18 protein-coding genes are annotated in these 17,513 nt (G+C 73.1%); 6 read left to right on the forward strand and 12 right to left on the reverse strand.

The genetic code is table 11. The annotated features are described in order from the left end of the window. The first annotated feature begins 40 nt into the window (after nt 1–40). Nucleotides 41–394, forward strand: coding sequence for an ATP-binding protein (locus ACFC02_RS05455; RefSeq protein WP_376352500.1), 354 nt, complete (start codon nt 41–43; stop codon nt 392–394). An 88-nt stretch (nt 395–482) separates the two neighbouring features. On the opposite strand, the gene ACFC02_RS05460 is transcribed toward ACFC02_RS05455, so the two are convergent. The 5 genes from ACFC02_RS05460 to afsQ1 form a co-directional block, all read right to left on the reverse strand. Continuing rightward, nucleotides 483–686, reverse strand: coding sequence for a PspC domain-containing protein (locus ACFC02_RS05460; protein WP_376352503.1), 204 nt, complete (start codon nt 684–686; stop codon nt 483–485). A 64-nt stretch (nt 687–750) separates the two neighbouring features. Next, nucleotides 751–1,332, reverse strand: coding sequence for a VanZ family protein (locus tag ACFC02_RS05465; protein WP_376352506.1), 582 nt, complete (start codon nt 1,330–1,332; stop codon nt 751–753). A 161-nt stretch (nt 1,333–1,493) separates the two neighbouring features. Beyond that, nucleotides 1,494–2,129 (reverse strand): hypothetical protein, encoded by a 636-nt coding sequence (locus ACFC02_RS05470; RefSeq protein ID WP_376352509.1) that lies wholly within the window; start codon nt 2,127–2,129, stop codon nt 1,494–1,496. After that, nucleotides 2,126–3,784 carry an ATP-binding protein gene (locus ACFC02_RS05475; protein WP_376352512.1) on the reverse strand — a complete coding sequence of 553 codons (1,659 nt, stop codon included), beginning with the start codon at nt 3,782–3,784 and terminating at the stop codon, nt 2,126–2,128. The genes ACFC02_RS05470 and ACFC02_RS05475 overlap by 4 nt, the downstream gene beginning before the upstream one ends. Further along, nucleotides 3,781–4,458, reverse strand: coding sequence for a two-component system response regulator AfsQ1 (afsQ1, locus tag ACFC02_RS05480; RefSeq protein WP_360979446.1), 678 nt, complete (start codon nt 4,456–4,458; stop codon nt 3,781–3,783). Before afsQ1 ends, ACFC02_RS05475 begins: the two co-directional genes overlap by 4 nt. A gap of 193 nt (nt 4,459–4,651) precedes the next feature. On the opposite strand from afsQ1, the gene ACFC02_RS05485 reads away from it, so the two are divergent. Beyond that, nucleotides 4,652–5,389, forward strand: coding sequence for a SigE family RNA polymerase sigma factor (locus ACFC02_RS05485; RefSeq protein WP_376352515.1), 738 nt, complete (start codon nt 4,652–4,654; stop codon nt 5,387–5,389). 181 nt (nt 5,390–5,570) lie between these two features. Here ACFC02_RS05485 and ACFC02_RS05490 read toward each other — a convergent pair whose 3' ends face one another. Next, nucleotides 5,571–6,173, reverse strand: coding sequence for a uridine kinase (locus ACFC02_RS05490; protein WP_376352572.1), 603 nt, complete (start codon nt 6,171–6,173; stop codon nt 5,571–5,573). A 159-nt stretch (nt 6,174–6,332) separates the two neighbouring features. Between ACFC02_RS05490 and ACFC02_RS05495 the strand changes: the two genes are divergently transcribed. Then, the gene (locus tag ACFC02_RS05495; RefSeq protein WP_376352518.1) at nt 6,333–6,746 is read left to right on the forward strand and encodes a hypothetical protein; all 414 of its coding nucleotides are present in this window, start codon (nt 6,333–6,335) and stop codon (nt 6,744–6,746) included. Nucleotides 6,747–6,857: 111 nt separating this feature from the next. On the opposite strand, the gene ACFC02_RS05500 is transcribed toward ACFC02_RS05495, so the two are convergent. The 3 genes from ACFC02_RS05500 to deoC are packed head-to-tail and all read right to left on the reverse strand — an operon-like array spanning nt 6,858 to nt 10,157. Then, nucleotides 6,858–7,763: an aldehyde dehydrogenase family protein gene (locus ACFC02_RS05500; RefSeq protein WP_376352521.1), complete on the reverse strand. Its 906-nt coding sequence runs from the start codon at nt 7,761–7,763 to the stop codon at nt 6,858–6,860. Further along, nucleotides 7,753–9,192, reverse strand: coding sequence for an aldehyde dehydrogenase family protein (locus ACFC02_RS05505; RefSeq protein ID WP_376352524.1), 1,440 nt, complete (start codon nt 9,190–9,192; stop codon nt 7,753–7,755). The genes ACFC02_RS05500 and ACFC02_RS05505 overlap by 11 nt, the downstream gene beginning before the upstream one ends. Nucleotides 9,193–9,197: 5 nt before the next feature. Continuing rightward, entirely contained in the window at nt 9,198–10,157 is a 960-nt protein-coding gene (gene deoC, locus ACFC02_RS05510) for a deoxyribose-phosphate aldolase (protein ID WP_376352575.1), read from the reverse strand. Nucleotides 10,158–10,456: 299 nt separating this feature from the next. On the opposite strand from deoC, the gene ACFC02_RS05515 reads away from it, so the two are divergent. After that, complete coding sequence (locus tag ACFC02_RS05515; RefSeq protein WP_376352527.1) at nt 10,457–11,170, forward strand: PH domain-containing protein; 714 nt, start codon at nt 10,457–10,459, stop codon at nt 11,168–11,170. 110 nt (nt 11,171–11,280) lie between these two features. Here the strand turns inward: ACFC02_RS05515 and ACFC02_RS05520 are convergent, their stop codons facing one another. The 3 genes from ACFC02_RS05520 to ACFC02_RS05530 form a co-directional block, all read right to left on the reverse strand. Then, a complete protein-coding gene (locus ACFC02_RS05520) occupies nt 11,281–12,927 on the reverse strand; it encodes a phospho-sugar mutase (RefSeq protein WP_376352530.1) in 1,647 nt (548 codons plus the stop codon). Nucleotides 12,928–13,377: 450 nt separating this feature from the next. Beyond that, nucleotides 13,378–14,202, reverse strand: a complete 825-nt coding sequence (locus ACFC02_RS05525) for a purine-nucleoside phosphorylase (RefSeq protein WP_376352533.1) — start codon at nt 14,200–14,202, stop codon at nt 13,378–13,380. A 104-nt stretch (nt 14,203–14,306) separates the two neighbouring features. Further along, nucleotides 14,307–14,744 (reverse strand): gamma-glutamylcyclotransferase, encoded by a 438-nt coding sequence (locus ACFC02_RS05530; RefSeq protein ID WP_376352535.1) that lies wholly within the window; start codon nt 14,742–14,744, stop codon nt 14,307–14,309. Between the two features lie 116 nt (nt 14,745–14,860). On the opposite strand from ACFC02_RS05530, the gene ACFC02_RS05535 reads away from it, so the two are divergent. Both ACFC02_RS05535 and ACFC02_RS05540 read left to right on the forward strand, forming a co-directional pair. Then, nucleotides 14,861–16,309: an NAD(P)H-quinone dehydrogenase gene (locus ACFC02_RS05535; RefSeq protein WP_376352538.1), complete on the forward strand. Its 1,449-nt coding sequence runs from the start codon at nt 14,861–14,863 to the stop codon at nt 16,307–16,309. 190 nt (nt 16,310–16,499) lie between these two features. Beyond that, on the forward strand, nt 16,500–17,468 hold the full coding sequence (locus ACFC02_RS05540; protein ID WP_376352541.1) for a DeoR/GlpR family DNA-binding transcription regulator: 969 nt from the start codon (nt 16,500–16,502) through the stop codon (nt 17,466–17,468). Nucleotides 17,469–17,513 lie beyond the last annotated feature (45 nt).

The raw sequence follows: 17,513 nt of genomic DNA on the forward strand, positions 1-17,513 counted from the left end.
ACCGCTCAGTCCCCCGTCTTCCAGTCAAGGACGCATTTACATGAAGCAGTCTGCCGTCAAGACCCTCGGTGTCGCCGCCCTCGGTGCAGCGTTCGCCGCGGCCGGCGCGGGTGCCGCGAACGCCGCGCCGGCCGCCCCGGACGCCGGCCAGGCGCTCGGCACCGTCAGCAAGGCGCTCCCCACGGAGAACGTCACCAAGACGCTCCCGGGTGCCGGCCAGGCGCTCAACCAGGCCAAGCCGGCCGTCGAGACGGGCCTCGCCGCCGCCCAGCCGGTGGCCCAGAACATGCTGGAGCACGGCCCGACCGCCCCCGTCGCCGGCCTGCTCGGCGGGCTGCCCGTGAAGGGCCTGCCCACGCACGGCCTGCCGGTGAACGGCCTGCCGCTGGGCTGAGCCGCACCCGCGCCGGCAGTGGTGCCGGTACGCCGCCGGGGCGCACCCCTTGCTTCAGGGTGCGCCCCGGCGGCGTCGTGTGCTGCGGCTACCAGGCCGTGCGCGCCGCCCTGCCCTCGGCGGGCAGCAGGATCCACAGCGCGATGTAGAGCAGGAACTGCGGGCCGGGCAGCAGGCAGGAGAGCAGGAAGATCACGCGCATCGTCGTCGCGGAGGTGCCGAAGCGGCGGGCCAGGGCGGCGCACACTCCGCCGATCACGCGGCCGTGGGTGGGGCGGGAAAGGGCGCTCATCTCGGTGCCTCCGTGGGCTGTCGGTGCGGGGCCTCCCCGTCGGCGGCCCCGTCTGACGACCACGCTACGGAGACGAAGGGGGCAAAGCGTCGCTCCAAGGGGCGATCCCGACCCTGGGAATCGTCGGGGTCCGTCCCTGAGGGGCGTCCTGCGGGCGTACGGACGGCACGCCCCGCCGCTCCGCCCTGCGACGGAGACGGGCGCGCGCCGCGGGGACCAGCGCGACGTGGGCGAGCGCCACGCCGAGGGTGTTCAGGAGCAGGGTGTCGACGTCCACCACGCGGCCGGGCACACCGGTCTGCAGGAGGGCGATGCCGAGCGACACCAGGGCGCCGGCGGCGGTCGTACGGACCCAGGACGGCACGGGCGAGGAATCGGTCCTGCCGTGCACCAGCGGCAGCAGCACTCCGAGGGGGGCCAGCAGCGCCAGCCCCTCACCGATGCGCCGGGCCGCCTCGGCACCGCCGAGCGCGAGGTCGGCGCGGATGGTGGCGAGCGGCCGCAGATTGGCCGGCATCACCCACGGGACGTCGAGCGGCCGCAGCATCAGCCAGGCGACGAACGCGAGATGGGCGACGAGGAGGACACCCCCTGTCACGCGGACGCGGAACGCGGCGCTGCCGCCGATGGAGCCTTGAAGCTGCACGCCCCCCTAGACGCGCCCCCCGCCGCGAACGGTTCCGGCGAAATGCGGCACACCCCACGATGAGTCCCATGCCACACGGGGGCGCGGGAACGGGGGCGTGCGCGGCGCCGCACGGAGCGGGGCGGCCCCGCCCCACTCCGTGCCCGCGCTCGTCCCGGCCCTCAGGCCCCTGTGACCTCCGCGGACGGGGGCTTCGTCGTGCCGGGGTGGGAGCGGAGGTCGTCGGTGCAGTCGTAGCGGTGCAGGTGGGGGCCGGTGGGACCGCCGAGGACCACCGAGCCGTCGCCCTCGGCCGCCGCCGAGTCGGACAGGGTGCAGACGATCTGCGCGAGCGCGTACGGGTCGAGGCCGCTCGGCGCGGTGCTCAGCCGCAGGCTGTCCTCGGGGTCCTTCGGGCGCGGCCCGGAGACGGTCAGACCGGCCGGGACGTGCGTGGTGTATCCGGCCGCCTTCTCGCTGGGCGACGGCGGTGCCGCGAGCTGGGTCAGCAGGCCGCCGGCCACGATCACCCGCCGCCGCGCGTCCGCCGTGCCCTCCGGCACCCGCACCACGCGGTCCACCGTGACCAGCGACGAGCCGCACAGCAGGAACGCCTGCACCGGCACCCCGCGCGAGGCCTGCGTGGTCGGCTCGGGCTGGGACAGCGAGCACGGCACCCGGGAGGGCGCCCCGCCGAAGTCCGTGGGCACCCCGGTCGGCCGGATCCCGCACCCGGCGAGCAGCAGGGCCAGAGCCGGCAGCGCCAGCAGCGGCCGGTGGACGGACGCCCGGCGTCCGCGGGTCCCGCGCGCCCTCACCGGGCACCCCCCTTCGCGCCGTCGGCCGTGCCCGGCCCGGCGCCGTTCGTGCTGGTGCTGTTCTTGCCGTTGTCCCGCGCCCCGCCGCCGCCCGCCGCGGCCTCCCCGGGCTCCTCGGTGAGCGCGGAGGCGTCCCGCGGCAGCCGCAGCGTGAACACCGCGCCGCCCTCGGGCGAGTTGGCCGCGGTGATGTCACCGCCGTGGATGTGGGCGTTGTTCAGGGCGATGGACAGACCCAGTCCGCTGCCCTCCGACCGCGGCCGGGAGGCGCTCGCCTTGTAGAACCGGTCGAAGACGTGCGGCAGGACGTCCTCGGGGATGCCGGGACCGTGGTCGCGCACCTGGATGACGATCTCCGCGTCCTGGGCCGTCTCCCCGGCCGACTCGCGCACCGACACCCGCACCGGCGAACCACCGTGCTTGAGCGCGTTGCCGATCAGGTTGGCGAGGATGACGTCGAGGCGGCGCGGGTCCAGCCGGGCGTGCAGGCCGCGCTCCGCGTCCAGTTCCACCGCGTCCAGCCAGGCACGCGCGTCGATGCACGCGGTGATCTGGTCGGCGAGGTCGACGTCGTCCAGCACCAGCCGGGCGGTGCCCGCGTCGAAGCGGGTGACCTCCATCAGGTTCTCGACCAGGTCGTTCAGCCGCCGGGTCTCGCTCACCACCAGCCGTACCGCCGGTTCGATCATGGGATCGATGCCGCCGCCCTCGAACTCCAGCTCGTCCTCGAGCACCTCCGTCACGGCGGTGATGGCGGTCAGCGGCGTCCGCAGCTCATGGCTCATGTCCGCCACGAAGCGCCGGGACGCCTCGTCCCGTGCGGCCATGTCCGCGACCCGTTTCTCCAGCGCCTCCGCCGCGTTGTTGAACGTCCGCGACAGATCGGCGAGTTCGTCCGTGCCGGACACCCTCAGCCGGGTGTCGAGGCGCCCCTCGCCGAGCCGCCGCGCGGCCACCCCGAGCCGGTGCACCGGCTTCAGCACGGTCGTCGCCGCCGCCTGCGCGAGCAGCGCGGCCCCGACCAGCGCCAGCGCGGTCGCGATCCCCAGCGACCAGGCCAGCGAGTTGAGGTCCTTCGCCTCCGGCTCCAGCGACTTGAGCATGTAACCGGTCGGGCCGCCCCCGATCACCTTCGTGCCGGCCACCAGGTACGGCGTGCCGTGCTCGGTCACCCGCTGCCAGTACAGGTGGTACGCCGACTTGTTCCCCGAGGAGAGCGACTGCTCCTTGTTCACCGCGGTCCGCAGCGACTCCGGCACGTCCTCCAGCGCGAACCCGCTCAGCCCGCCGGAACTCGCGTACACCGCACGCCCGTTCGTGTCCTGGCCCACCAGCAGCACGCTGAACCGCTGGCTGCTGCCCGCCATCTGCCCGGCGGTGCGCTGCAACTGGTCCTGCCCGGGGTGCACCGGCAGCGTGCCCGCACGGTTCTGCATCTCCTGCCGGAAGTCACGCAGCACCGCGTCCTGCGCGCGCGTCAGCACCGCCTCGCGGTTGAGCCAGTACGCGATCCCGGACGCCGACACCGCGGCCGTCAGCGCCACCAGCGCGAAGACGACGACCAGCCGCAGCCGCAGACTGGTGAACCGCCACCGGGACAGCACTCCCTTGCGTTCCGCGGCCCCGCCGGCGGACTCCCCTTGCTCTTTGGTCACTGAGGCGCGTCCAGGCGGTAACCGACCCCGCGCACGGTCCGGATCAGCGTCGGCGAGGACGGGACGTCCTCCACCTTGGCCCGCAGCCGCTGCACACAGGCGTCCACGAGCCGCGAGTCACCGAGGTAGTCGTGCTCCCACACCAGCCGCAGCAACTGCTGCCGGGACAGCGCCTGACCGGGCCGCCGGCTCAGCTCCAGGAGCAGCCGCAGCTCGGTCGGCGTGAGCTGCAGGTCCTCGCCGTTCTTCGTCACCGTCATCGCCGAGCGGTCGATGACCAGGCTGCCGAAGGCCGCCGCGTCGTTCGCCTCCCGCTCGCCGCGCCGCAGCACCGCCCGGATCCGGGCGTCCAGCACCCGGCCCTGCACGGGCTTGACAACGTAGTCGTCGGCGCCCGACTCCAGGCCCACCACCACGTCGATGTCATCGGTGCGCGCGGTGAGCAGGATGATCGGCAACTGGTCCGTGCGCCGGATGCGCCGGCACACCTCGAACCCGTCGATGCCGGGCAGCATCACGTCCAGCACGATCAGGTCAGGCCGCTGCTCGCGCAACAGCTTCAGACCGTCCTCACCACTGGCAGCAGTGGCCACCCGGTGTCCCTGGCGCGTCAGTGAGAGCTCCAGGGCCGTCCGGATGGCGTCGTCGTCCTCGATCAGCAACAGGGAAGGCACGAGCCTCATTCTGGCCCATGCGGGGCCGGGGTTTCGACACCCGTACGGCTCCCCGCGGATGGATCGGCGACTCGAGGCCCTGTGACAGGTCTGTGACAGTCGGCGGACACGGTCATGAAGTGCCCCCGGCAAGCTTTTCGTCACCGGCAAGCAATGATCCGAAGACCAGAGGTCCACCGACGGGGGGCGCGAGATGAACACGCTGCACAGCACCAGCACCAGCGCAGTGGTCACGCGTCTGCACGACGTGACCCGCGGACCGGAGAAGTCCGGCGCGGCGGGAGCGCGGGGATGCGCCCGCGGCACCGGACGTCAGCACACCGCGTACATGACGGTGGTCGACACGCACACGGGGGAAACGCACGGGGGAGCCGCGTACGGGGAGGCCTCGGGGGAGCGCCGCAGCCCGTCGGAGGCGGAGTTCACCGCCTACGTCCAGGAGCGCCGCGCCTCCCTGTACGCCACCGCCTACCACCTCACCGGCGACCGCTTCGAGGCCGAGGACCTGCTGCAGAGCGCGCTGTTCTCGACCTACCGGGCGTGGGACCGGATCAGTGACAAGGCGGCCGTCGGCGGATACCTCCGCCGCACCATGACCAACCTGCACATCAGCGCCTGGCGGCGCCGCAAGCTCAACGAGTACCCGACCGAGGAACTGCCGGAGACGCCCGGCGACACGGACGCGATGCGCGGCACCGAGCTGCGCGCGGTCCTGTGGCAGGCACTCGCCCGGCTGCCCGAACTCCAGCGCACCATGCTGGTCCTGCGCTACTACGAGGGCCGCACGGACCCGGAGATCGCGGACATCCTCGGCATCAGCGTCGGCACGGTGAAGTCCAGCATCTGGCGCTCGCTGCGCCGGCTGCGCGAGGACGAGGTCCTCAGCTTCGGCCGTGACCACGAGGAGTCCTTCGGCGAACTGGTCGCCTGACCCGAACCGCCGGAGGTCTGGGGGAAACGGGGGAAGCACGGGGGAACGGGGGGAGTCACGGGGGAAGCGGGGGAGCACAGGGGAGCGGGGCTGGAGGGCCGGGGGGTCCGTCCAGCCCCGCTTTCACTTGCGCCCGCCCGGCCGGCCGGCCGTGGCGCGGTGACGCCGCCGCGGGCCGCCGCTACACCGCCGTGCGCGTCCTCGCCTGCCGGCCCGCCGCCGCTGCCGCCAGCCGGCCCAACGCCTCGTCCCGGCCGCAGGCATGGGCACCCAGCGAGACCTGGCGGCTCACGATCGCCCGCTCGGCCCGCATCAGCCGCCAGCCACGGCGCAACAGGAACGGCACCGACTTGCGGCCCTCCTTGAGATCCCGCAGGAAACGCCGCCGGAAGGTGGTGACCGCGCCCCGGGTCAGGCACAGCGCGTCGGCCAGCAGGCCCAGTTCACGGCAGCGCTCCACGATCTCCGCCGCGAAGATCCCCTCCGCGACGAACAGCGGCGTACGCCCGATGTGCAGCGTCTCCTCGCCGGTGCGGGCGCTGCGTCCGAGGTCGTACACCGGTACGCCCGTGGAGCCCGTCGCGCACAGCCGGGAGATCGCCGCCACGGCGACGTCGGCGTCCCACGAGCCGGGATGGTCCCAGTCGATGTCCGAACTCCCCGCCACCAGCGGCAGCGTGGGGTCGTCGCCCTCCTTGTAGAAGTCGTCGAGGCGCAGCACGGGCAGCCCGGAACGGGCGGCGACCAGGGACTTGCCCGAGCCCGAGGGACCGCAGAGCAGCACGACACGGGCGGGTGACGGGGGATGAAGGCTCACGGAACACCAGTTTGACGCATGGTGGCTCTCCTGCCGACCCCGCGGGTCGGCTTTGGTGCGTGGGCTGCGTCTCAACTACCCTGTGCGCTGTTCTCGTTACTCTGCGCATCAGAAGGTGGCACCGAAATGGCCCGACAGGCCCGACACGCGTCCGTGTCCGTTCCCCGTCCCACCGTCCGGCGCGCCCTGATCGCCGTGACGGCCGCAGGTGCCGTCCTGGGCGCGGGCGCGGCGACCGCCGCGGCGGAGAGCCTCCCGATCCTGGGCGGCGAGTACCAGACCGGCTCCGTCGGCAAGGTCGACCCGCAGGCGGGCCTGCGGGCGATGACGGGGATCGTCGGCTACGTCACCGGTCCGGTGGCCGGTCTCAAGCCCAACCCGCTGGCGGGCACCGGCGTCGACCCGCTGGACAACGGGGTGGGCACCCAGCTCGCTGACTTCAAGCCGCTGACCTCGCAGACGCTCACCCACCCGGTGGCGCAGGCGCCGTCGCTGGGGAGCGTTCCGCTGCTGGGACAGGCGCTCGGCGCGGTGCGCTGACCGCCTGGGCGTCCCCGCCCGCGCAAGAGAGCCGCGGCTTCCCCGGACGGAGGGAAGCCGCGGCTCTCGTCGGTGTGGCCGCGGGCTGTCGCCACGGCAGCGCCGGTGGCGTCAGTACGACGAACCGGAGGCGCCCAGCGACCCGGTCGGGTGCCAGACCGTCTTCGTCTCCAGGAACGCCGTCATGCGGTCGGTGCCCGGCGTCGCCGACCAGTTGTCCACAGGCTGTGGACGCAGGACGCGCTTGAGGTTGTCCGCCGCCGCGATCTCCAGCTCCTTCGCCAGTGACTCGTCGGCACCCGCGAGGTCGATCGCGTTGACGTCCTGGTGGGCGGCGAGCGGCGCCGCGATCTCCGCCGTACGGCCGGAGAGGACGTTGACCACGCCGCCTGGGAGGTCGGAGGTGGCCAGCACCTCGCCCAGGGAGAGGGCGGGGAGCGGGGACTTCTCGCTGGCGATCACCACCGCCGTGTTGCCGGTCGCGATCACCGGGGCGATCACCGAGACCAGGCCCAGGAACGACGACTCCTGCGGGGCCAGGACGGCCACGACGCCGGTCGGCTCGGGCGAGGAGAGGTTGAAGAACGGGCCCGCGACCGGGTTGGCGCCGCCGGTCACCTGGGCGATCTTGTCGGTCCAGCCCGCGTACCAGACCCAGCGGTCGATCGTGGCGTCCACGACCGCCGCCGCCTTCGGCCCGGACAGGCCCTCCGCGCCGGCGACCTCGCGCACGAACTGCTCGCGGCGGCCCTCCAGCATCTCGGCCACGCGGTAGAGGATCTGGCCGCGGTTGTACGCGGTCGCGCCCGACCAGCCACCGAACGCCTTGCGCGCGGCCACGACCGCGTCGCGGGCGTCCTTGCGGGAGGCGAGCGGGACGTTCGCCAGCCAGTTGCCCTCTGCGTCGCTCACCTCGTACACCCGGCCGCTCTCGGAACGCGGGAACTTCCCGCCGACGTACAGCTTGTAGGTCTTGAAGACGGAGAGTCGCTCAGTCTTGCCGGTCTTATCGGACATCGAGGTACGCCTCCAGGCCGTGGCGGCCGCCCTCGCGGCCGAAGCCCGACTCCTTGTAGCCGCCGAACGGCGACGCCGGGTCGAACTTGTTGAACGTGTTGGACCAGATCACGCCCGCGCGGAGCTTGCTCGCGACGGCGAGGATCCTCGACCCCTTCTCGGTCCAGATGCCCGCGCTCAGTCCGTACTGGGTGTTGTTCGCCTTGGCGACCGCCTCGTCCGGCGTGCGGAAGGTGAGGACGGACAGTACCGGGCCGAAGATCTCGTCACGGGCGATGGTGTGCGCCTGCGTGACGCCGGTGAACAGCGTCGGCGCGAACCAGTAGCCGGAGGCGGGCAGTTCGCAGGACGGGGACCAGCGCTCGGCGCCCTCCGCCTCGCCGCGGTCGGCCAGCGCGGTGATCCGGGCCAGCTGCTCGGCGGAGTTGATCGCGCCGATGTCCGTGTTCTTGTCCAGCGGGTCGCCCAGGCGGAGGGTGCTCAGGCGGCGCTTGAGGGCGTCCAGCACCTCGTCGTGGACCGACTCCTGCACGAGGAGGCGGGAGCCCGCGCAGCACACCTGCCCCTGGTTGAAGAAGATGCCGGTGACGATGCCCTCGACGGCCTGGTCGATCGGGGCGTCGTCGAAGACGATGTTGGCGCCCTTGCCGCCCAGTTCCAGGGTGAGCTTCTTGCCCGTGCCCGCGACCGTGCGCGCGATCTCCTTGCCGACGGCCGTGGAGCCGGTGAAGGCGACCTTGTTCACGTCCGGGTGCGCGACGAGCGCGGCGCCCGCGTCGCCGTAGCCCGGCAGGATGTTGACGACGCCCTTGGGCAGGCCCGCCTGGCGGCAGACGTCCGCGAAGAAGAGGGCGGACAGGGGGGTCGTCTCGGCGGGCTTGAGGACCACCGTGTTGCCGGTCGCCAGGGCCGGGGCGATCTTCCACGCCAGCATCAGCAGGGGGAAGTTCCAGGGGATGACCTGACCGGCCACACCGAGGGGCTTCGGGGCCGCACCGAAACCGGCGTGGTCGAGTTTGTCGGCCCAGCCCGCGTAGTAGAAGAAGTGCGCGGCCACCAGGGGGAGGTCCGCGTCGCGGGTCTCCTTGATCGGCTTGCCGTTGTCCAGCGTCTCCAGGACGGCCAGCTCGCGGCTGCGCTCCTGGATGATCCGGGCGATGCGGAACAGGTACTTGGCGCGCTCGGAGCCCGGCAGGGCCGACCACTTCCCGAACGCCTTGCGGGCGGCCCGCACCGCGCGGTCGACGTCCGCCTCGCCCGCCTGGGCGACCTCGGAGAGGACCTCCTCGGTGGACGGGCTGACCGTCTTGAATACCTTGCCGTCGGCCGCGTCCGTGAACTCGCCGTCGATGAACAGGCCGTAGGAGGGGGCGATGTCGACGACCGAGCGGGACTCGGGCGCGGGTGCGTACTCGAATGCGGATGCCATGGGGATCAGTCCACCGTCACGTAGTCGGGGCCGGAGTAGCGGCCGGTGGCCAGCTTCTGACGCTGCATCAGCAGGTCGTTCAGAAGCGAGGAGGCGCCGAAGCGGAACCAGTGGTTGTCCAGCCAGTCCTCGCCCGCGGTCTCGTTGACCAGCACGAGGAACTTGATCGCGTCCTTGCTGGTGCGGATGCCGCCGGCCGGTTTCACGCCCACCTGCACGCCGGTCTGCGCCCGGAAGTCGCGTACGGCCTCCAGCATCAGGAGCGTGTTGGCGGGGGTCGCGTTGACCGCGACCTTTCCGGTGGAGGTCTTGATGAAGTCCGCCCCGGCGAGCATGCCGAGCCAGCTGGCGCGGCGGATGTTGTCGTACGTCGACAGCTCGCCGGTCTCGAAGATCACCTTCAGGCGGGCGGCGGTCCCGCACGCCTCCTTCACGGCGGTGATCTCGTCGAACACCTTCAGGTACCTGCCCGCGAGGAACGCCCCGCGGTCGATGACCATGTCGATCTCGTCGGCGCCGGCGGCGACGGCCTCGCGCACGTCGGCCAGCTTCACGTCGAGGGCGGCGCGGCCCGCGGGGAAGGCGGTGGCCACCGAGGCGACCTTGACGCCCGAACCGGCGACGGCCTCCTTCGCCGCGGCCACCATGTCCGGGTAGACGCAGACCGCGGCCGTGGTGGGGGCCGTACGGTCCGTCGGGTCGGGGTGGACCGCCTTGGCGCCGAGCGCCCGGACCTTGCCCGGGGTGTCCGCGCCTTCCAGCGTCGTCAGGTCGACCATCGAGATGGCGAGGTCGATGGCGTACGCCTTCGCGGTGGTCTTGATGGAACGGGTGCCGAGCGAGGCGGCGCGCGCCTCCAGGCCGACCGCGTCGACGCCGGGCAGCCCGTGCAGGAAGCGGCGCAGCGAGCTGTCGGACGCCGTGACGCCGGAGAGCGGCCGCGCGGAGGGTGCAGAAGTGGGCATGGTCACCAGAGGAGCATATCTACGCGCGTAGCGGCTGTACACCCCCGGCGGTACGGAAGGGGTGCCTCCGGGGGTGTGGGGCGGGTCACCGGGGGGTGGAGGAGGGAGGTGGGGCGGTGGGGGCCTGGTGGTGGGTGGGTGTGGTCGTGCCTGGTCCGGTTGTGTGGGCGGGTTCGGCCGGGGGTGGGTGGCTCCGGTGGTGGGGACGTGGCGGCCCGGTGGGGTGGCTCGGGTGGGATGGTCTCGTCGGGGCGGTACCGGGAGAGGGGCGGGTGCGGGTTTCGGGCAGAATCGGGGCCATGACGACGCCCGAGCACGAGTCCCCCGCGCCGCAGCCGCCGGCCCCCGAGTTCCAGGACCGGGTCCGCCGGTCGTCCGGCGCGATCGCGGGCGGCGTCCTGCTGCTCGCCATCATCCTGTGGCTGGGCTTCGACGCGATGTTCACCGGCAGCGGGCGGGTCCCGTGGCTGGCGCTGGCCGGGATGATCCTCACCGTGCCGCTCGTGATCGCCTTCACGTTCCGGCCCGCCGTGTACGTCAACGACGACCGGCTGCGCGTCCGCAACCCCTTCCGTGTGATCGTGCTGCCCTGGAGCCAGGTCGCCGGCCTGCGGTCCGGCTACTCCAACGAGGTGGTCGCCGTCTCCGGTGCCAAGTACCAGCTGTGGGCGGTGCCCGTGTCGATGCGGGCGCGCAAGCGGGCGGCGCGGCAGGAGACGCGGGCCGCCGCGGCGGGCGAACCCGGGGCGACCGGACGCGGAGGCCTCTTCGGCCGGGGGAACGTCGGCGGGGTCGGCGGCCTCGCGGGGGGCGCCTCCGGGGCCGGGGCGGCCGCCGGCGGGCCCATCCGGGCCGAGGGCGACCAGTTCATGAACGACCTGCGCGAACTCCAGGAGGCCCGGGCGCACGTCGAGAGCGCGCAGGGCGAGGTGAGCGTCCGCTGGGCCTACGAGATCGCGGGGCCGGCGCTGGCGGGCGCGGTGGTCCTGGCGATCCTGCTGGCCGTGGGCTGAGGTTCTGGGGTTCTGGGGTTCTGGGAGCGAGGCCGCGCTCGGGGCCGGGGCCCTGGGCCGGGGCTCGGCGGGTGTGCGTGGGCCCCGGGGTGTCCCGGGGCCCACGCGTGTCAGATGCCCGCCGCCGTCGACAGGTCGTGCTTGATCTGCGCCAGGAGGCCGGCGGCCTTCGCGCGGGCCGCCGGGAGGCCGGTACGGTCCCCGACCGGGACCACGACCTCCAGGTAGCACTTCAGCTTGGGCTCCGTGCCCGACGGGCGGACGATCACGCGCGCGCCGTCCAGCGTGTAGCGCAGGCCGTCCGTCGGGGGCAGCTTCTCCGTGCCCCGCGTCAGGTCCTCCGCGCGGGTGATCGGCAGTCCCGCCAGTTCCGTCGGGGGCTGCTCGCGCAGGCGGCGCATCGCGTCGGCGATCAGGGAGAGGTCCTCGACGCGGACCGAGAGCTGGTCCGTGGCGTGCAGGCCGTGCTCCACGGCCAGGGCGTCGAGCAGGTCCAGGAGGGTGCGGCCCTCCTCCTTGAGCTGGGAGGCCAGCTCCGTGATCAGCAGGGCCGCGGTGATGCCGTCCTTGTCCCGTACGCCCTGGGGGTCCACGCAGTAGCCGAGGGCCTCCTCGTAGCCGTAGCGCAGGCCCTCGACGCGGGCGATCCACTTGAAGCCGGTCAGGGTCTCCTCGTAGGGCAGGCCCGCCTTCTCGGCGATGCGGCCGAGGAGGGAGGAGGAGACGATCGACTCCGCGAACGTGCCGTGCGCCCCGCGGGCGACCAGGTGGGCGGCGAGCAGCGCGCCCACCTCGTCGCCGCGCAGCATGCGCCAGTCCGTGCCGTCCTTCACGGCCGCCGCGCAGCGGTCCGCGTCCGGGTCGTTGGCGATGATCAGGTCCGGGCCGGTCTCGCGGGCCTTGGCGAAGGCCAGGTCCATCGCGCCGGGCTCCTCCGGGTTGGGGAAGGCGACGGTCGGGAAGTCCGGGTCCGGGTCGGCCTGCTCGGCGACCAGGGCGGGGGCGGGGAAGCCCGCGCGGGCGAAGGCGGCGAGCAGGGTCTCCTTGCCGACGCCGTGCATCGCCGTGTAGACCGTGCGGGCCGTGCGCGCGGAGCCCTGGGCGAGGACGGCGTCCGTGCGGGCGAGGTACGCCTCCAGGACGTCGTCGCCGAGGGTCTCCCAGCCGGTGTCCGGGCGGGGGACCGCGTCGAGGGACGTGATCGCGTCGATCTCCGCCGCGATCTCCGCGTCGGCGGGCGGGACGATCTGGGAGCCGTCGCCGAGGTACACCTTGTAGCCGTTGTCGCGGGGCGGGTTGTGGCTGGCGGTGACCTCCACGCCGGCGACCGCGCCCAGGTGCCGGATGGCAAAGGCGAGGACCGGGGTGGGCAGAGGGCGCGGTAGTACGGCCGCGCGCAGGCCGGCGCCGGTCATGACGGCGGCGGTGTCGCGGGCGAAGTCCGCCGACTTGTGGCGGGCGTCGTAGCCGATGACGACGAGGCCGGCGTTGCCGTCGCCGTGGGGGGTGCCTTGCTTCTTCAGGTACGCGGCGAGGCCTGCGGCTGCGCGGATGACCACGGAGCGGTTCATGCGCAGGGGGCCCGCGCCCAGTTCGCCGCGGAGGCCGGCGGTGCCGAACTGGAGGGTGCCGGCGAAGCGCGCCTCCAGCTCGGCCTTGTCGCCCGCGTCGATGAGCGCGGCGAGTTCCGCGCGGGTGTCCGCGTCGGGGTCCTCGGCGAGCCATGCCTTGGCCCGTGCCATGAGGTCGTCGTGCACGTGGGGTCAGCCTCTCGTTGTCGGTGGGGGCGGGGTGTGCGGGGCGGTGCGGTGCGGGGTGCCTGCGGCGGCCTGTGACGGGGGTGGGGGTGCGCGTAGCGCTTGCGGTGGGGGAGCGGGGCGGGGCCGCGCCGGGGGGTCCGTCCTCGGAACGGCGCGGAATCGGGTGTTTGTGCGGTACCCGGCGTTGACGCGCCAACCGCTGCGGGCGGACACCCCCCCGACACGTCCCCTTCCCGCCGCACGCGGCAAACGGTTCGTTCCCCGTTCGCGGTCGCCTTTCCGGGGCGCCGCGCGCGGCCACCGGTTCCTTCCCGCCTCTTCCTTCCCCGTCCCCGGTCGCCTTTCCGGGTTGCCGTGCGCCGCTACCGGTTCGGTCCCCGTTTCCGGGTGCTTTTCCGGGGCGCCGTGCGCGGCTGCGGGATCCCCCCCGCCGGCGGCTTCGCCGGGTTACAGGCGTTCCAGCACCTGGGCCAGGAGGGAGCCCATGCGGGTGGCGCTGTCTCGGCCTGCCTGGAGGACCTCCTCGTGGTTGAGGGGTTCGCCCGTCATGCCGGCGGCGAGGTTGGTCACCAGGGAGATGCCGAGGACCTCCGCGCCGGCCTCGCGGGCGGCGATCGCCTCCAGGACCGTGGACATGCCGACCAGGTCCGCGCCGATGACGCGGGCCATGCGGATCTCGGCCGGCGTCTCGTAGTGCGGGCCGGGGAACTGGGCGTAGACGCCCTCCTCCAGGGTCGGGTCGACCTCCTTGCACAGGGCGCGCAGGCGGGGGGAGTAGAGGTCGGTCAGGTCGACGAAGTTGGCGCCGACGATCGGGGAGGTGGCGGTCAGGTTGATGTGGTCGCCGATCAGGACCGGCTGGCCGGGGCGCATCCCTTCGCGCAGGCCGCCGCAGCCGTTGGTGAGGATGATCGTCTTGACGCCGGCCGCGACGGCGGTGCGCACGCCGTGGGCGACGGCGGCCACGCCGTGACCCTCGTAGTAGTGGGTGCGGCCCAGGAAGACGAGCGCGCGCTTGGCGCCCGTGCTGTACGAGCGGATCCTGCCACCGTGGCCCTCCACCGCCGGGGGCGGGAAGCCGGGCAGCTCGGTGACCTGGAACTCGGCGTCGGGGGCGCCCAGGGCGTCGACGGCCGGTGCCCAGCCGGAGCCCATCACGAGGGCGACGTCGTGGGTCTCCGCGCCGGTGAGTTCCCGCAGGCGCGCGGCGGCGGCGTCGGCGGCGGCGTAGGGGTCGCCCTGGATGTCGTCCGGAAGAAGAGATGCGTTCACGCGGACGAGGGTAGCCGGAATTCGCCTACGCGCGTAGATGACGGAGCTCACGGGATTGCGATCGTTGTCTTGTCGTTTCCGACGAGGGCCCCGGCGCGGTGCGCTCAGCAGGGGCGTTTGCGCAGCTCCATCACGTAGTCGTGCGGCGCGCCGGCGGACTCGGCCGCGTCCGCCAGTTCGCCCAGGTAGCGGGCCGAGGGCAGGCCGCCCTCGTAGGCGTCGAGGACGTAGACCCAGGCCGCCTCCTCGCCGTCGAGGGTGTGCACGCGCACCCGCATGCGCCGGTAGATGTCCATGCCGACGCCCTCCCAGCGGTCCAGTGACTCCTCGTCCATGGGGGCGATGTCGTAGAGCGCGACGAAGACCTGGGAGATCGGGTCCTCGACCAGGGTCGCCAGGGCGCCCTCCCAGCCCAGGTGCTCGCCGCCGAAGGTCAGCCGCCAGCCGTTCAGCCAGCCCGTGGCGCGCAGCGGCGAGTGCGGGGCGCGGCGGGACATCAGCCGCGCGTCGAGATTGCCGGCGTACGCGGCGTAGAGCGACATGGGTCGAAGCGTACGGCAGGGACGCGGGCGGCTCATCCGTGACAGGAGTCGCCTCCCGTCCCCGGCGGCGGGCTGCCGGTGCCCCCGGGGAGGAGCAACTTGAGGAGTGCGGGACAATGGAACACGTGACTCGGATCGTGATCATCGGTGGCGGACCCGGCGGATACGAAGCGGCGCTGGTGGCCGCTCAGCTCGGCGCGGAGGTGACCGTCGTCGACTGCGACGGTCTGGGCGGAGCGTCGGTGCTGACCGACTGCGTGCCGTCGAAGACCCTCATCGCCACGGCCGAGGTGATGACCACCTTCGACTCCTCGTACGAGGAGCTGGGGATCATCGTCGCCGACGACACCCCGCCGTTGGAGCAGGCCGCCCGGGTGGTGGGGGTCGACCTCGGCAAGGTCAACCGGAGGGTCAAGCGGCTCGCGCTCGCGCAGTCGCACGACATCACCGCCTCCGTGACGCGGGCCGGCGCCCGGGTCATGCGCGGGCGCGGGCGCCTGGAGGGCATGCAGGGGCTCGACGGGTCGCGCAAGGTCGTCGTCACCACGGCCGACGGGAGCGAGGAGACGCTCACCGCGGACGCGGTGCTGATCGCGACCGGCGGCCACCCGCGCGAGGTGCCGGACGCGCTGCCGGACGGCGAGCGCATCCTCAACTGGACCCAGGTCTACGACCTCGACGAGCTGCCCGAGGAACTCATCGTGGTGGGCTCGGGCGTCACCGGCGCCGAGTTCGCGGGCGCCTACCAGGCGCTCGGGTCGAAGGTCACGCTCGTCTCCTCGCGCGATCGCGTGCTGCCCGGCGAGGACCCGGACGCGGCGGCCGTCCTGGAGGACGTCTTCCGGCGCCGCGGCATGAACGTCATGGCGCGCTCCCGCGCCGCCGCCGCCAAGCGGGTCGGGGACCGGGTGGAGGTGACGCTGGCCGACGGCCGGGTCATCAGCGGTTCCCACTGCCTGATGGCCGTCGGCGCCATCCCCAACAGCGCCGGGCTGGGCCTGGAGGAGGCCGGCGTCAGGCTGCGCGACTCCGGGCACATCTGGACCGACAAGGTCTCGCGTACGACGGCTCCGGGCGTCTACGCGGCCGGTGACGTGACCGGCGTCTTCGCGCTGGCGTCCGTCGCGGCGATGCAGGGCCGTATCGCCATGTACCACTTCCTGGGCGACGCCGTGGCCCCGCTGAACCTGAAGACGGTCTCCTCCAACGTCTTCACCGACCCCGAGATCGCCACCGTCGGCTACAGCCAGGCCGACGTCGACGCCGGCAAGATCGACGCCCGCTGCGTGAAGCTCCCGCTGCTGCGCAACCCGCGCGCCAAGATGCAGGGCATCCGGGACGGCTTCGTCAAGATCTTCTGCCGCCCGGGCACGGGCATCGTGGTCGGCGGGGTGGTCGTGGCGCCGCGCGCCTCGGAGCTGATCCACCCCATCTCGCTCGCCGTCGACAACAACCTGACGGTGGAGCAGATCGCGAACGCCTTCACCGTGTACCCCTCCCTGTCGGGGTCGATCGCCGAGGTGGCCCGGCAGCTGCACGGGCGCAAGGCGTCGGGCGAGGCGTAGGGGCGGGAGCGGGGCGACTCCGTCCGGCCGGATCCGACTCCCCGTCGTTCACGGGGAGTTGCCGCCCATGCGTCCGGCATAGTCGAACGGACTAGGGCTTATACCACTTCCGGTCGCACCATGCGAACAACTTCTGTTATTCGGCGCAAACTGCTGAAAGCAGACGGTCGCTGGGGTTACTGTCAGTTTCGTGTTCGCTGCTGAACGTCGCCAACTGATCCTCGAAATGGTGCGAGCGAACGGTGCCGTGTCGCTCCGTGAACTCGCCCGCGTCGTCCAGACCTCCGAAGTGACCGTACGGCGGGACGTGCGCGCACTGGAGGCAGAAGGACTCCTCGACCGCCGGCACGGCGGTGCGGTACTGCCGGGCGGGTTCACCCGCGAGTCCGGCTTCCCGCAGAAGTCGCACCTCGCGACGGCGGAGAAGACGGCCATCGCCGACCTCGCCGCGGGCCTCGTCGAAGAGGGCGAAGCCATCGTCGTCGGGGCCGGTACGACCACGCAGGAGCTGGCCCGCCGGCTCGCCCGGATCCCCGGGCTGACCGTCGTCACCAACTCCCTGCTGGTCGCCCAGGCACTCGCGCACGCCAACCGCGTCGAGGTCGTGATGACCGGCGGCACGCTGCGCGGCTCCAACTACGCCCTCGTCGGGTCCGGAGCCGAGCAGTCGCTGCAGGGGTTGCGGGTGTCCCGGGCGTTCCTCTCGGGAAGCGGCCTGACGGCCGAGCGCGGGCTGTCCACCTCCAACATGCTCTCGGCCTCCGTCGACCGTGCCCTCGTGCAGGCCGCCGCGGAGGTCGTCGTCCTGGCCGACCACACCAAGCTCGGCGCGGACACCATGTTCCAGACCGTCCCCACCGAGTTCATCACCCGCCTGGTGACGGACGAGCCGCCCGCCCACGACGACCGGGCGGGCACGGAACTGCAGGCCCTGGCCGACCAGGGCGTCCAGATCGCCGTGGCCGGTCCGACGGGGAACCAGGTGGGTGACCAGCCCCCGGCCCGCGGTGAGCGCCGCCGGGACGTGCCGCTCCCCGGGCCGCGCCGCGGGCAGGCCGGGACTCCGGCCGCCGCCCTGCGCTCCACGGGCCTGGGCGGCCAGGAGCAGACGGCGGGAGCCGAACGGGCGGCCCGGGTGGCGGACCTCCGGCGGCGCTGAAGCCCGGCGGGCCGCCCCGTTCGCTCCACGAACGAGGCGCCCGGC

It is taken from the genome of Streptomyces sp. NPDC056160 (assembly GCF_042268205.1).
In the GTDB taxonomy this organism is placed as follows: Bacteria; Actinomycetota; Actinomycetes; order Streptomycetales; family Streptomycetaceae; genus Streptomyces.